Below are 15,601 nucleotides of genomic sequence, written 5' to 3' on the forward strand. Positions count from 1 at the left end.
GATTGGGTAAAAAGGCAGCAGGATCACCGCCTACTCGTGAGAATAAGTCCCTCCTCTAGGAACAGGTTTTCTATTTCTGAAGTGGTAAACGGGCGTCGGTGTTTTTCCAAAAATCCGCCAACTTGGTCCTCAGCTCCATCACAACCAACGGAAGCTCCTTGGACAGGTTGTGCTCCTCCATGGGATCATTGCTGAGATCAAAGAGCTCCGACTCAGTACCGTCAAAGTAGTAGATCAGCTTGTAGTCCCCTGACCGTACCACCGAGTGGGGCGTCACATTGGGAGAACGATAATGAGGAAAATGCCAAAACAGGTCTCGCTCCAGGCTTTGCTGTGTGCCAGTCAGCACCGGCCAAAGGCTTTCACCTTCCAGCTCGGGTTGGTCTGGATTTTCACCTGCCAGCTCCAATACCGTGGAGATCCAATCCATCGAGATCGTAGGGACTTCCGAGGTAACTCCAGCAGGAACCGTACCTGGCATGCTCACAATCGTCGGGATGCGGATTCCCCCTTCGTAGGGATAGCCCTTGTATTCTCTCAGACCGATATTCCAAGTGATGGGGTTGGATTTATTTCCAATCAAACCGCCATTGTCTGAGGTGAAGATCACCAGGGTGTTCTCCCTAAGACCATTTTGATCCAAATAGTCGAGCAACTTGCCGACGTTGGCATCGAGATTTTCAATCAGCGCAGCATAGACAGGATTTCTTTGAACTCCCGGCGCCCTGGCTTTGTACTTTTCTACCAGATCAGCAGGCCCCATGATCGGTGTATGGACGGCATAGGGTGCCCAGTGGACGAAGAAAGCTTGGCCGGGATGTGCATCCAAAAAGCCAATCACCTCATCCGACTCCCGGTCTGTCAAAAACTCGCCAGTCTTGCGTGGAGGCAGGTTTTTGATGACATAAAATTCACTGGGCGTTTTTGGCAAGTACGGATCAAAATAGCTCGGCGGCTGGCCGAGGTCGTTGCCTCCGACATTCACATCAAAGCCCTGATCCTCGGGATGCATACCCTCGTCGCCCAAATGCCACTTGCCCACGTGCAGCGTCGCGTAGCCGAGGGGCTTCATCCGCTCGGCAATCGTCACCTCTTCGAGAGGCAAAAAGCCCTGTATCTTGGGCGTTTTCAGAGGTTTGTCCGCAAACTCCTCGTATTCCCCGGGCAAACCCGACGTGGTGACACCCTGAAACTTGGCGCGAATCCAATCCGTGATCCCGATCCTCGCCGGATATTTCCCGGTCATCAAGGCCGCCCTTGAAGGCGAGCAGATGTGCGCCGCCGCATAGGACTGGGTGAAAAGCATACCCTCTGCCGCGAGCTGATCGAGATGGGGTGTTTCATAAAAATCGCTTCCAAACACCCCCAAATCCGTAGCTCCCAAATCATCCACATGAATCAGGATTACGTTGGGTTTTGCTTGCTTTTGGGAAAATGACTGGCTACTTAAACCCACCAGCGAGAGACAAATCAAAAATATTTTCATGCCCTTAATTAAAAGAAAAAGTCCGGAATTCCGGACTTAAATTGATACCAAAGGCCTCTGGGCCTTTTCTAGACAGCCTCAATTGACCATTGAAAGCCGATTTATTACAAATTCTTCCTATTCAACTCCTCCACCGCATAATTCGCAGCTCGTGCTGTCAGCGCCATAAAGGTCAAGGTAGGATTCTGAGTGGAAGTACTGGTCATACAGGCACCATCGGTCACAAATACATTTTTGCAATGGTGCAATTGATTCCATTCGTTGAGGAGGGAAGTTTTTGGATCTTTGCCCATACGTACACCGCCCATTTCGTGGATATCCGAACCGGGCAAAGCACCTGAATCTTCCACTTTGATATTGGTGAAACCGGCTTTTTCATACATCGCAGTTTGTTGTTCGATGAAGTCAGCCACCATCTTATTGTCATTCTCTTTCCATTCCACCGAGAGAATGATCTTTGGAATCCCATATTTATCGACTTGATCGGTGCTGAGTCGGACGTGATTATCCTCCACTGGGACAGTTTCACCCTGCATCCAAGCAGCCATCCCCCAGTGATCGTTCAATATTTGGTTGAGGAGATTGTCCCGTAGTTCGTCGCCGATCATGTCGGTATCGGAACTCATCCCACGACCTCCGGACATACCGATGGAATAACCTCTTAAGAAATCTGTTTCCTGTTTGAACACATTTCGGAATCTCGGTACGTAGGCGTGACCCGCATGTCGGCCTTCCTGTTTTTTATCCAAAAAGCCTTCAAAAGTCGCATAGCCTTTTCCCCGGTAATTATGCGAACCCAAAAACTTCCCCATCAGCCCTGAGTCATTTCCTATTCCTTCGGGAAAACGAGAAGATTTAGAATTCAGCAGGATCGAGTTGGAAGCGATCGTTGAGGCATTCACAAAAATGATTTTAGCATAAAAATCCATCTCATCTCCGGTTTCCCGATCGATGATTTTGACTCCTGTTGCCTTTTCCTTGGCATCATCGTAGATCACCGAATGAACGATCGAATCTGGTCGAATGGTCAAGTTTCCGGTCTTTTCAGCCCAAGGCAAAGTAGAAGCATTGGAACTGAAATAGCCTCCATACACGCAACCCCGGTTACACATCGTCTGATTCTGGCACTTTATTCTACCCTGCTGCCTATGAATTTCCTGAGGGTCAGTCAAATGAGCACATCGGCCTTGAATTAAATATCGATTGGTGAAATTCGTCTTCAGTTGCTCCTTGTAATAATTTTCGATACAACTCAATTCAAATCCAGGCATAACTTCTGAATCCGGCAATTCTGCAAGACCATCCTTAGCCCCCGCAATCCCTGCAAATTTCTCCACGTATTCGTACCAAGGATTCAAATCTTTTACACGGATTGGCCAATCCACCGCAAAACCGTCCCGAGCCGGACCTTCAAAATCAAAATCTGACCAGCGCTGGGTTGCTCTAGCCCATAGCAGCGACTTGCCGCCCACATGGTAACTTCTCCACCAGCGAAATGGCTTTTCAAAAATCACTGGCTGCTCATCTTCAGACATGGCCCACTGCACTGTTTCCTCCCGTTTCCAAGACCAATCTGCCAAACCAGCACGCTTTTCAAGGGGAATATTTCCTCTAAACTCAAATTCCCAAGGCGCTTTTGAGGCCGTAGGGTAGTCTTCGATATGACGCACCATACGACCACGATCCAAGACAAGGGTTTTGAGACCGGCATCGCAAAGTTCTTTTGCAGCCCAGCCACCTGAAGCCCCCGATCCGATGACGATGGCGTCGTAGGTGTTCGTTTGTTTGGCTTTCAGGTTTAGGTTTGACATAGCATTTTGGGTTTTTGATTTTAGGGAAAGAAAAGTAACAAATGTCCAGAAAGATAGAATGTTACCCGTGTAAAAAACGCTGAAAAAACGGGATCAGGACAACGTTCAAAACACCAATTGACTTATCTCGATTCTTTCAAATGGATTCAGAACAAGGAAATCTTGTTCTCCGGTAATCAAAAAATCTATTTTGTCGTCCAAGGCCGGCTCTCTACAGACATCTACTTGTCATGCTTTGACCTCGGAAGTACAGACTCAAGTTCATGCAAAGTATCGTTGGAATAAAGAGCAAAGCATTTCCCAAAATCGGATAATTACACTTTGTCGGCGGGCACATCCACACATCCGCGGTAAAATCCCGGCGCAACTTGGTGCCCTCTATATTCCACCATTACTTCTTTCACTGTTGTAAAACCCATGATCGTATTGGATCGCATCAGGTTGTAAAACTTCTTTTCGTCCTCATTTTCAGAAGAATTTAAGGCCAATAGTGCGGCTTCTTTTTCAGCCGAAGAAAGGTCCAAAAAGCCGGACTTAAGCAGCGACTTCAACTGAGTTTTGATGAGATCCTGGTCTTCCTTTTCGTAGCATTTTTCGAAAAGCTTGATCAAAAACTGGTCTGTCCCGGTGCTGATTGCGCCTATGGGTTTGGCATCAGGTGTAGGCAAAATCGGAGGATGGCCTTGCGGGATAAAAGCATCGGCGACGGCGGTGATCATCCGCTCCTCGTCAAAGCTGAAAAACCCTTCGTGAGTGAGCCGATCCGCAATCTGCCATTTCCAGTCGACCAAAGCCAATCCGGCAATGCCAACTCCAGTTGCACCGAGAATTTTGAGGGATTTACGTCTGTCCATGGTTTTGATATTTTGGGAGATAACGAGGTGACAAGATACCTTTTTATAGAAAAGCCAGAACGGAAATCAGGACAGAAATCCATCAGTGGAATCCCTATCCTGATTCGGATTATCGATCGGAGTAGTTGAAAGAAAGTCCGATGGACAGGTAGTAACGAAACACGTGATCTTGGGAGTTGCTGGAGATCCCAAGGGTAATCGGCCCGAGGATAGACGCATAGCTTACGTCGGCTCCGTACCCGAAATAGTAGTCGTCCTGAAACACCTTGTCAGGCCAGTCGACTTCGTTGAACGCATACTGCTGGCTATACCCCATCCAGTTCATCCCTGCTCTGAAGTAAATCTTATGGATTGGCACAAACTGAAAATCCGCCCCAAGTTTCAGGAAGTTGGGCGTCTGAACTTCGGCATAGTTCAGTCCCCAGAACGGAGTATCATCAAAGCGCACATTCTGGTACCCCCCAACATAAAAGTCCTGGAAAATCTTGTCTCCTTCCTCTTGTGAGAAAACGACTCCCACAGCCACCGAGGGCTTAAACTGGAAGCGATGACCGAGCGATAAAAACTTGGAATACCGCCCGTAGATCACCCCATGACCCGAGGGAGTCAACTGCTCGACTATATTCTCCACGGCCGACACCGGCACCTCAACCTGCTCGCCATCCACATCAAGTGTCACAGAATCTACCCCCGACACCAAGTTCACACCGATCCACTGCTTCAGATTAAACGTTGTTTGGATCAATCCCTCGGCGCCTTTCGTGGGATAGTTTCGGTCATTTTGGGAGTTTCGATAATACCTAAACCTCATCCCCAGGGATCGTTGGTAGGCGTTTTTCAAATCATCCGACACGATGTTTCCAAAGCGATATTTGGCTTTGATATTTTCGAAAATACCTCCAAAAGTAAATGATTCTTTCAACGACGAGGTGGAAATCATCTGAGCTTCCATTCTTGTATTTTTGGAAACAAACACATTGTCCTCTTCACCGTCGACGTAAGAGGGTATTTGCTGATTGAGGTAATTTGCCCGAAAGTTGAAGGCGTATTTTTTATCCCCGCCCACATATTTATAGTGATCAATTCTAAACTTTGGATTTTGGCTGATGTCGCCGATAAAGAGTGTTCGGGAGGATTTGCCTATAAAATCCCGCGCAGTGAAATTGAGCAGAATACCTGCGGAAAATTGGTTATCGTAGTGAAATGCGACATTCAACAGTTGTTTGGGCTTTTCCTTCACTCGAATCAAAAGCGAAAAATGCTGCCCCACTTCATGGACTAGGCTATAATCCACTTTGTAAAAGCCATTCATCCCAAAGACTCGGTTGATCCCATCTCGAATATCCTCACGGGAGACCTCCTTTCCAGGCTCGATTCCCAGCTTAGAGATGATTAGAGATGTCGGAAAGATGCCGTTGCCGCTCACTTCAATCTTGTCAAAGGTCATCGGCAAACCTTCCAAGCCGATCCCGGGAGACAATCTTGAAATCCCCAGACTATCGGCCATTTTCTGAAACTTTGGATAAAAAGCTTCGCCTGTCTTATCCCCTATCTTCAAAATCGCATCATAATCCCCAAAACTTGCGGTCCCGTATGGCCCCAAATCCGGCTTGATGTAGATATCGGTGTTCTCGATGTTTTCTCCCGTGACACCCAGAGAGGAGGCCATTGCCAGCTGCATCAGGATCGCCCCAAAACCATCGAGTTTATCTGCAGCCAAAAAATTTTCATCGCTGACATTGACTCCGATGACAAAATCCGCCCCCATCGCCTTTACCACATCGACCGGAAAATTGTTGACTACACCGCCATCCACGACCATCGTACTATCTAACTGAAATGCCGTAAAAGCAGTCGGAATGGCGATACTCGAACGGATAGCATCATGGAGATATCCCTTATCAAAGACGATCGCCTTGCCGGTACTGATATCCGTGGCAATGCACCGAAAGGGAATCGGGAAGTCGTCGAAGGTGGCGTACTTGCTGGCCGGCCAGGTGAAATAGTGTAGTGTTTCGGATAGTACTTGGCCTTCGATCAGACCCGACGGAAGGCTTATCTTTCCCTCCTTCATCGGCAGTTCTAGCAGGTAGCGATTGTAATATTCCTTTTCTTCAAAAGCAATCTTTTCAAACCCCACCCGATTTGAAATAATCAACTCCCAATCAATAGATCGGATGATTTCTTCGAGTTCATCCGCATTGTAACCCAGAGCATACAGGCCGCCGACCACCGAGCCCATGCTCGTACCGACCACATAGTCCGGGCGGATGCCCGCTTTCTCCATCGCACGGATCACGCCCACATGTGCCATGCCTTTGGCGCCACCGCCGCTGAGCACCAAGCCGATTTTCGGAGGCTCAGTGTCCATCCGTGAATTTTGAAAAGCTTCGCCTTTGATAGCAAACCCGCTGAAAGCGCACCAAACCCCACATACCAGCCCAAAGCAATTTCTCATTCTCAATCCTACTTTGGGTTTATTTTCTATAATCCAGCGGAGCCTTACGATCTCCTACCAACGCGTTGTATGTAAAATCGTCCCCTCTTCTTTTGTTCAATTCTTCCAGCGCTTTGCCAGTCACTGAGGGATCCTTGAAGATATCCATTGCCGTCAGGGTCATCGTCTTGGCGGCTACTACCATCCCTTTTTGCCCGATGCTCATGCCTCCGGCCGCCACGGCCTGCCAGGTATGAGCAGAAGTACCCGGTACCCAGGTGGCGGTACCCAAACCGACTGTCGGCACGAGCCAGCTGATGTCCCCCACATCGGTGGATCCTCCTCCACCTTCCTCTGACACGACAAAGGGTGCGATCTTAGCAGCATCGTCCGGACTTACTTTCACACCAGCAGGATAGGTTTTGATGATATCTTCGGCAAATTTCTTTTCCTCGGGGGTATAGGTTACTCCACCGACTAGCTCCAGGTTTTTATGCATGATACGAGCAAGCGTCTCGTTGGGCAAAAGATTGTAAACCCCATTGATCACCTCATATTCCATGCGGGTTTGAGTGCCCAGCGCGGCTCCCTCGGCAGTTTTTACCATCCGTTCAAAAATCTCCTTCACGACCATCGCATTGGGATGGCGGACATAGTGGTAGGATTCAGCAAAAGCAGGGACCACATTAGGTGCTTCCCCACCGCGGGTGATTACATAGTGCATTCGGGTTTCCATTGGCACATGCTCGCGCATCATGTTCACCATGAAGTTCATGGCTTCTACTGCATCCAAGGCGGATTTGCCTCGTTCGGGAGCCGCTGCCGCATGGGAAGCTTCGCCGTAAAATCTGAACTTGGTCGAGATGTTCGCCAGGGAAGACGTCGCGCCAGCCGCATTCTGAGAACTTGGGTGCCAATGAATCATCGTATCTACGTCTTTGATCAGTCCGGCACGGGCGATGTAGACTTTTCCTCCCCCGCCTTCCTCGGCCGGAGTTCCATATACCCTGATCGTCCCTGCGATGTTGTTTTCCTTCATCCACTCCATGACAGAGATCCCAGCGGCGACCGAAGCAGCGCCAAACAAATGGTGTCCACAGGCATGTCCTGCCCCTCCCTCGACTACAGGATTTCGAACGGCTACGGCCTGTTGCGAAACACCCGGCAGGGCATCAAACTCCGCCATGATCCCGATCACCGGCTTGCCTGATCCGTATTCTGCCACAAACGCGGTGGGAATGTCGGCAACTCCGGCGGTCACCGTAAATCCGGCATCAGCTAGGGTCTTTTGCAAAAGCGCAGAGCTGTTGGTTTCGAGATATCCCAGCTCGGGATTGCTCCAAATCTGCCGGGCGATATCCCCGTAAAAATCAGCTTTGGAATCGAGCTTTTTCAACACTTCATCTTGGCCAAACAGCGGCGAAAACGATAACAGAACTAAGAGCGGAAGTAGGTATTTTTTCATGTAAGGTTGGTTTTCCGGCAAAGTACTAATTGTTGCCAAATGAAACAGGAAATAAGCGGCCAAATGGTGATCTTGGCTGAGCTTCGGTACAAGCCTTTTCAAGGAAGGAAAAATTAGGTTTTTTGATTTAAAAAAAATATTTACAACCCATTAGTTTTCAGTCAATAAGAATATTCCTAAATTTTAAGATCCAACCTAAAATCTAAAATGAAAAAACTTTTGAAAGTGCTCGCATACCTTTTTGGAGCCCTAATCTTGCTAGTGATCGGCGCATTCGCATTTCTCCAACTTGGATTCCCAAAAGTAGATCCCGCAGAAGAGATCACCATCGAATATAGTCCTGACCGAATCGAGCACGGCGCTTACCTAGCGAACCACGTGACGATTTGCATGGATTGTCACTCTATACGGGATTTCTCACTGTTTTCAGGCCCTCCAGTACCAGGAGAATTAGGTGGGGGTGGCGAAAAATTTGACCACTCCATCGGTCTGCCCGGGGTTTTCTATTCAAAAAACATCACTCCTCACGGGATATCCGACTATACAGATGGAGAACTTTACCGACTGATTACCACCGGGGTGACCAACGACGGCAGGCCGATGTTTCCATTGATGCCCTATTCCTATTATGGCAAGATGGATCCTGAAGACATCTATGACATCATCGCCTACCTTCGTTCATTGCCAGCAATTGAAAATGACATACCCGATTCCAAGGCAGATTTTCCGGTCAGTTTGATCTTGAGAACGATCCCACAAAATGCAGAAATGACCAAAAAGCCTGACCCATCAGACCAAGTTGCCTATGGTGCCTACATGATCAACGCTGCCGGATGCAGAGAATGCCATACCCAAGTGAGTCCTCAGGGTACTATTATCCCCGAAGTAGCCTACGCCGGCGGCAGGAGCTTTCCATTTCCAGACGGCTCGATCGCGACGTCTTCCAATCTGACCTCCTGCCCAGATACCGGATTGGGAAACTGGACAGAAGAGATGTTCGTGAGTAGATTCAAGCAATACACCGATTCTGGCTATGTCAACCCAAAAGTTGCTCCTGGTGAATTCAACACCATCATGCCTTGGATGATGTATGCGGGTATGGAAGAACAGGATTTGAAAGCGATCTTTGCTTACTTAAAAACTGTCGCTCCGATCAAGAATCAAGTGGTGAGATTTACTCCCGGAGAATAATCATCTTCGGTAGACTTTAACTAGCGGCTCCATATTTTGGAGCCGTTTATGTTTGCGGTTATTCCTTGGTATGGATCTGGTACCACCGATTGCTACGGGAAGGATGCTTATTTTTAACAAAAGAAAGACAAATAAAACTTCCTTTAACCCGCGCCTATTCGTTTTTTAATACTGCTATGAAATCCTCCAGAAGAAAATTTATCGCACAATTAGGAGCACTTGGCGCAAGTACGGGATTGGCGGGTATAGCCGTGGCTACGCAAAACCGAGAATCAAAAAACCGGAGAATCCCTCAGCCGTTTACGCTGACCATCTTCCAAACTACCGATGTGCACTGCCAGATCCATGCCCATGACGAGTTGTTTTGGGAGGATGAAAAAGCCGTCTTCCGCAAAACCGGAGGATATGCCAACCTGAAAACGTTTCTGGATCAGCAAAGAAAAAAGATAGAACACAGCTTCCTAATCGATACCGGGGATATGTTCCAGGGTTCGGAGCTATCGGTAAAAACCACCGGAGAGGCGATGATTCCGATCTTGAATGCGCTGGACTACGACCTTTATCTCCCCGGAAACTGGGAAGTGGTCTACTACAAAAAAACGATGCAGCACCTGCTGGGATCCTTGACTGCTCCGAAGGTTTGCGCCAACATGTACCACGACGCCGGAGACGGAAAAAAAGGGGAATTGATCTTTCCTCCCTACCATATCTGGACTGTAAACGGTGTCAAGATTGGATTTCTTGGGTACACCGATCACTTGGTTCCCATCCGTCAATCTCCCAACTACAGCAAGGGAATCGTCTACACGAAGCCGGAAGAGAATTTGGCTCACTATGTCGATGTGTTGAAAAAAAAGGAAGAATGTGTCTTCATCGCGATTATAGCCCATCTCGGACTTTCTCAGCAAATCTCTCTTGCCAATCACCCGGCCTGCAAAGGAGTAGACTATATCCTGGGAGGTGACACGCACGAGCGCGTCCGCAAACCGATTCAAGCCAAATTTGCCAAAGTCGTCGAACCGGGAGCCTTTGGCTCTTTCGTGGGAAAATTGAAATTGCACATCGAAAACGGAAAGGTTGTCAACGACTCCTACGAATTGATGGAAGTAGACGCCATCAAATACCCGGAAGCGCCAGAAATGAAGCAGCTCATTTCAAAGAATGAAAGTCCCTATCTGGAGAATATTCAGCAAGTGGCGGGTTATAGCACCCTCCCGCTTTACCGGTATTTCGTGATCGAAAACACGATCGACACGATGATCTTGGAAGCCATCAGCTGGCAGATTCCGGAGGTGGACATTGTGCTTTCTAATGGTTTCCGTTTCTGCCCCCCTCGATCGACTCCCGACCACACCGGCAACATCCCGATCACGAACGGGTTTATTTTTGACATGCTTCCGGTCGACAGCAACATCCGAACGGGAAAAGTCACCGGAAAACAAATCAGCGAATGGCTGGAACGTGAGCTAAACAATGTTTTTGCTGCAGATGCTTCCCAGCGGTTTGGGGGATGGGTGATCAAATTCAAAGGGATGGAAGTGAAGTTCAATGCCTTCGGAGTAGAAGGCAGGCGAGTCCAATCCGCCTTGGTACACGGTCAGCCACTGAGCACCAACAAGATCTATAAAATCTGCGCCTGCGAGCGAGACGGCGATCCCGATGACATACTTTGCCGGTTTAAGGGAGTGCTGGAGACCGAAAACACAGTCTTCACCCTCCACGATGCGATGAAGAATTACCTGGCCGCAAACTCGCCCGTCACGCCTACTCCTCCCCAATCTGCCCTTGCGCTCGATGCCCCGGCGACTTTGCTCACTCAGGTCAGTGGTGTGGATTATGAGTTTAGATAAAGTTGATTTGTATTACTTCACCTCTTCTTACAATTTAAATTGGGCAATTGGGGATAATCGGTTTCTCCTCTTTTGCACCGAGTAAGAATCCAACCTCATTCCTTTACTGCCGATTTCTGCCTAGTTTAGCTTCTCCAAGATCTATCATAGAAAGCCCTGAAGCAATGCGTCAAAATCTTCTATCTATCGGTGTTTCCCTAGCTATCCTCTGTGCCTTTTCCTGCAGCCCAAAAGCCACTTTTCGCATCATCGACAAGCCCATCACTTGGAATGCCGAGCGAGAGCAACTTTCCCTCCAATACCTCAAAGACCGGCATGGCTTGGACCAGACGACAGCGACGATCGACCCCCAAATGGTCGTGGTTCACTGGACAGCGATCGACAACATTGAGGTGACCTTTGATGTATTCAACCCTCCGCTTTTGGGTGGCCGTGCAGACCTGACCGGTGCCAGCAACCTGAACGTCTCCAGCCAGTTTCTCGTCGACCGGGACGGAACTATTTTTAGACTTTTGCCGGACACCACCTTTGCTCGGCACGTGATTGGCTTGAACTATCTGGCCATCGGCATAGAAAACATCGGCAGCGATGCCATGCCCCTGACCAAAGCCCAACTTGAAGCCAATGAACAGCTCATCCGCTATCTCAAAAGAAAATACCCCATCGACTATGTGATCGGCCACCACGAATACCAAAACTTTCAGGTGACGGACCTTTGGAAAGAAGCCGATCCAAACTATCGGACCGTAAAGACCGATCCGGGGGACAAATTCATGAACCAACTGAGAAAAAATCTAAGTGACCTCAACCTCAAACCCCTACCCAAGCTCTAACCTTGGTCTGTGAGGACACAGACCAAGGTTTCTAAAGTTTAGCCAGAAATAGCCCTTTAACCCAAATCCCATATCCAAGCTTTAAGCCTCCTATGCGTTTCCAATTCCAGTTTTCCATTTGGATCATTTGTTCAGTCCTCTTTTTCGCCTCCTGTAAATCCCAAAAACCAGTCACTCCACAAAAGCCGACTCCTCAACAGCCAACCACCACACCTACACCTCCTTCAACCTCTGCTCCAAAAACAGCCGAAACTCTTCCGCCCAAAACCAATCAGCCAGCGATAGCACTGAAGCCTTTGAGCTATCAAATGCCGGACATTCCTCGTGAGTTTCGCGGAGTTTGGATTGCTACGGTCGCAAATATTGATTGGCCGCTTTCTGCCACTGACCCTTGGGAAAAGCAAAAACTGGAGTTCACCAGACTCTTGGACTATTACAAAAAGAACAACTTCAACGCCGTCATAGTCCAAGTGCGGACTGCAGGCGATGCTTTTTACCCAAGCAATCTGGCTCCCTGGTCTAAATACTTGACGGGAAAGCAGGGAAGAGCACCTGCCACCTCCGAAAATCCCCTGACCTGGATGATCAAAGAGACACACGACCGCGGGTTGGAATTCCACGCCTGGCTCAATCCCTACCGCGCCACGATGACCCTCGAAACGAGTGAACTGAGTCCCGAGCACGACTACAACAAACACCGCAACTGGATGCTGAAATACGGCAGCAAATGGTACTATGACCCGGCGCTTCCAGAAGTGAAAGCCCACCTACTCGCAGTGATTTCGGAGATCGTGGACAATTACGACATCGATGCGATTCACTTTGACGACTATTTTTACCCCTACCGAGAGCCGAAGCTGGAGTTTCCCGACAAGGCTTCGTATGACAGATACAAAAAGCCGGGGCAAAGCCGGGACGACTGGAGAAGACAAAACGTTAACGATTTGATCTTTGCCCTAAACCAGACAATCAAAACTCGTAAGCCTTGGGTACAGTTTGGTATTTCGCCTTTTGGAGTCTGGAGAAATCAAAGCAAAGACCCCAAGGGCTCCCCCACCCAGGCAGGTCAAACGAACTACGACGACCTTTTCGCAGATGTTCTGCTTTGGATGAAAAATGACTGGATCGATTACCTCGTTCCCCAGCTCTACTGGAGCATGGAGCATCGCTTGGCCTCCTACCGAAAGCTCGCCGACTGGTGGTCCAACAACAGCTACGGCACCAACGTCTACATCGGCAACGGGCCCTACAAGATCCGGGATGATTCGGACGCTGCCTGGAAGAACCCAGCCGAGCTCAACACCCAAATCAACTATGCCCGAACCTTGCCTCAGATCCACGGAAATGCCTTTTTCTCTGCCAAATCTCTTTATGTAAAAAATAATGACATCGCTGATCTACTGCGAAAGGAAGTCTACAACGAGCCAACCCTTCCTCCTTCCTTCGAACCCAAAACCCCTGCGGTGATCGAGATCCCGGTAGTCTTTGACGTAAAAACCAATGCGCAAAACACGCAGATCAGCCTCGAAAAACCTGTCGACCCAGCCATCCGCTACGCGATGGTACAGGGAGGAAACGACCTGACTACTTTGCAGGATCAGACCATCCACACCGCTTGGGTAGGCGGATCAAGAGTGCGATATTTAGAAGTGCCGAGTCTGAATACAGACTATCTAGCCATTCGCTGGATCGATCACTACGGCAGAATTGTCCAAACTCAGGTTTTCCAAACCCCAAAAACCACCCGCCCATGAAAGACATGCTCGTTCGCCTGACGGAGCTTCCAGACACCTCAGCACTGGAAAAAAAGCTTCTGGAAAAAGAAAAAACGGTGTTTCGCAAAGCAATCGCACCTGAAAAACACCTCGTCAGCGAATGGGTCATGGAGCAATTTGGAGACTACTGGAAGTCCGAAGTGGAAGTGGCTTTTGGCCGTCAGCCGGTTTCTATCTGGCTTGCGCAAAGGGGGAATCAGATCTTGGGTTTCGCCTGCTACGAAAGCACCGCCAAAAACTTTTTTGGTCCCACCGGCACCTTGGAGTCTGAGCGGGGAAAAGGCATCGGCAAGGTTCTGTTGGTGAAATCTCTTCTTTCCCTCCGGGAAATGGGCTACGCCTATGCGATCATCGGCGGAGTCGGACCAGCGGAATTTTACGAAAAAGCGGTGGGTGCCAAAACCATCGAAGGATCCGAAGTCAGCATTTATCAAAATCTACTGAGAAAACCATGACCCAAAACAAGTCCAAAAATCCCTGGTTTTGGGTTCCATCCCTCTATCTCACCGAGTCCGTCCCCTACGTCATCATCATCACAGTATCCGTGATCATGTACAAAAAGCTCGGCGTATCCAATGCCGACATCGGACTCTACACCTCGTTTTTATATCTGCCGTGGGTGATCAAACCGATCTGGAGCCCGATCCTGGAGCTTTTCGGAAACAAGAAAAAATGGTTTCTCAGCATGCAGCTGATTCTTTCCCTTGTTTTTTTGGGAGTAGGATTTACGACCGGATTGGATCAGTTCTTTATCATCACCCTGGCCTTTTTCTGGATGGGCGCATTTGCTTCCGCCACCAACGATATTGCCTCTGACGGCTTGTATCTGATCGCTTTGAAACCCGCACAGCAAAGCTTTTTCGTGGGAATGCGAAGTACATTCTACCGGGTTGGGATGATCACTGGCCAGGGATTGATTGTGATTTTGGCTGGATATCTGGAGGAAAAGTTCGGCGATCCGGCCCAAGCATGGTCTTGGACGATGATCGGCGTGTCGGCATTGATGCTGATATTGACTGGCATCAACTATCTCACGACTCCGACTGTTTTGGAAGAGCGATCAAAGCCTGAAGATCAACCGAAATTCGGGAAGATCTTTGCTACCTTTTTCACCAAGAAAAACATCGGGCTTTCCTTAGGCTTCGTGCTTTTATATCGACTTGGAGAGTCTCAATTGGTAAAGATGGCCTCTCCTTTTTTCCTTGACGAAAGAGTGGATGGAGGATTAGGATTGAGCACGACCGAGGTCGGATTTATCTACGGAACGGTTGGCGTGATTGCCCTGCTGACAGGTGGAATTCTCGGAGGAATCGCCATTTCAAGACATGGACTTGGAAGGTGGATGATGCCGATGGCTTTTGCGATCAATGCTCCAAATATTGGTTATATCTTTCTTTCCTGGCTGCAGCCCGAGCGCATCAGTTTTGCGATGACCGTGGTCGTGATAGAGCAGTTTGGCTACGGCTTTGGCTTTGCTGCATACATGATTTTCTTGATTTTCCTGGCGGAGGGAGCTTTCAAAACCGCACACTATGCGCTGGCAACCGGCTTTATGGCTATGGGCATGATGCTGCCGGGAATGCTCAGCGGCTACATGCAGGAGTGGCTCGGCTATCCCGGATTCTTCGTCTGGGTGGTGATCGCCACCATTCCCGGTTTCCTGATGGCCTACTTGGCGAAGTATCCGAGGGATTTTGGGAAGAAGACGGAAGCTTAATTTGATTCCCGAAAACTTCGACATTCGATATTCAGCGTTCGATATTCGATGTTGAAAAATTTACGATTTACGAGGGGGTGAACCGTCACTCCGAGTGAGGCACGATCGACGCAGTCTCCTGTTTAAAACTTGGCACAATGAGTTTGCTTCGGGGCTTCAATCCCACAAATGCCGTAGGCATG

General features: G+C 48.8%; 11 protein-coding genes. 6 read left to right on the top strand and 5 right to left on the bottom strand.

Annotated features, from left to right (window positions below):
• Positions 1-70: 70 nt before the first annotated feature.
• The 5 genes from ABD031_RS18355 to ABD031_RS18375 all read right to left on the bottom strand — a co-directional run bounded on the left by ABD031_RS18355 (position 71) and on the right by ABD031_RS18375 (position 8,053).
• Positions 71-1,486, bottom strand: a complete 1,416-nt coding sequence (locus ABD031_RS18355) for a sulfatase (protein ID WP_343854075.1) — start codon at positions 1,484-1,486, stop codon at positions 71-73.
• 104 nt (positions 1,487-1,590) lie between these two features.
• Entirely contained in the window at positions 1,591-3,297 is a 1,707-nt protein-coding gene (locus ABD031_RS18360; protein WP_343854077.1) for a GMC oxidoreductase, read from the bottom strand.
• A 314-nt stretch (positions 3,298-3,611) separates the two neighbouring features.
• Entirely contained in the window at positions 3,612-4,151 is a 540-nt protein-coding gene (locus ABD031_RS18365) for a gluconate 2-dehydrogenase subunit 3 family protein (protein WP_343854078.1), read from the bottom strand.
• Positions 4,152-4,260: 109 nt separating this feature from the next.
• Positions 4,261-6,522: a patatin-like phospholipase family protein gene (locus tag ABD031_RS18370; RefSeq protein ID WP_343854080.1), complete on the bottom strand. Its 2,262-nt coding sequence runs from the start codon at positions 6,520-6,522 to the stop codon at positions 4,261-4,263.
• A 106-nt stretch (positions 6,523-6,628) separates the two neighbouring features.
• Complete coding sequence (locus ABD031_RS18375) at positions 6,629-8,053, bottom strand: amidohydrolase (RefSeq protein WP_343854082.1); 1,425 nt, start codon at positions 8,051-8,053, stop codon at positions 6,629-6,631.
• A 207-nt stretch (positions 8,054-8,260) separates the two neighbouring features.
• On the opposite strand from ABD031_RS18375, the gene ABD031_RS18380 reads away from it, so the two are divergent.
• The 6 genes from ABD031_RS18380 (at position 8,261) to ABD031_RS18405 (ending at position 15,419) form a co-directional block, all read left to right on the top strand.
• On the top strand, positions 8,261-9,244 hold the full coding sequence (locus ABD031_RS18380; protein WP_343854084.1) for a c-type cytochrome: 984 nt from the start codon (positions 8,261-8,263) through the stop codon (positions 9,242-9,244).
• Between the two features lie 176 nt (positions 9,245-9,420).
• Complete coding sequence (locus ABD031_RS18385; protein WP_343854085.1) at positions 9,421-11,094, top strand: bifunctional metallophosphatase/5'-nucleotidase; 1,674 nt, start codon at positions 9,421-9,423, stop codon at positions 11,092-11,094.
• A gap of 164 nt (positions 11,095-11,258) precedes the next feature.
• The gene (locus tag ABD031_RS18390; protein ID WP_343854087.1) at positions 11,259-11,927 is read left to right on the top strand and encodes an N-acetylmuramoyl-L-alanine amidase; all 669 of its coding nucleotides are present in this window, start codon (positions 11,259-11,261) and stop codon (positions 11,925-11,927) included.
• Positions 11,928-12,019: 92 nt separating this feature from the next.
• The gene (locus tag ABD031_RS18395) at positions 12,020-13,681 is read left to right on the top strand and encodes a glycoside hydrolase family 10-like protein (protein ID WP_343854088.1); all 1,662 of its coding nucleotides are present in this window, start codon (positions 12,020-12,022) and stop codon (positions 13,679-13,681) included.
• A complete protein-coding gene (locus ABD031_RS18400) occupies positions 13,678-14,157 on the top strand; it encodes a GNAT family N-acetyltransferase (RefSeq protein WP_343854090.1) in 480 nt (159 codons plus the stop codon). Before ABD031_RS18395 ends, ABD031_RS18400 begins: the two co-directional genes overlap by 4 nt.
• The gene (locus ABD031_RS18405; RefSeq protein ID WP_343854091.1) at positions 14,154-15,419 is read left to right on the top strand and encodes an MFS transporter; all 1,266 of its coding nucleotides are present in this window, start codon (positions 14,154-14,156) and stop codon (positions 15,417-15,419) included. The genes ABD031_RS18400 and ABD031_RS18405 overlap by 4 nt, the downstream gene beginning before the upstream one ends.
• The last annotated feature ends 182 nt before the right edge of the window (positions 15,420-15,601 follow it).

It is taken from the genome of Algoriphagus jejuensis (genome assembly GCF_039523455.1).
Lineage (GTDB): Bacteria > Bacteroidota > Bacteroidia > Cytophagales > Cyclobacteriaceae > Algoriphagus > Algoriphagus jejuensis.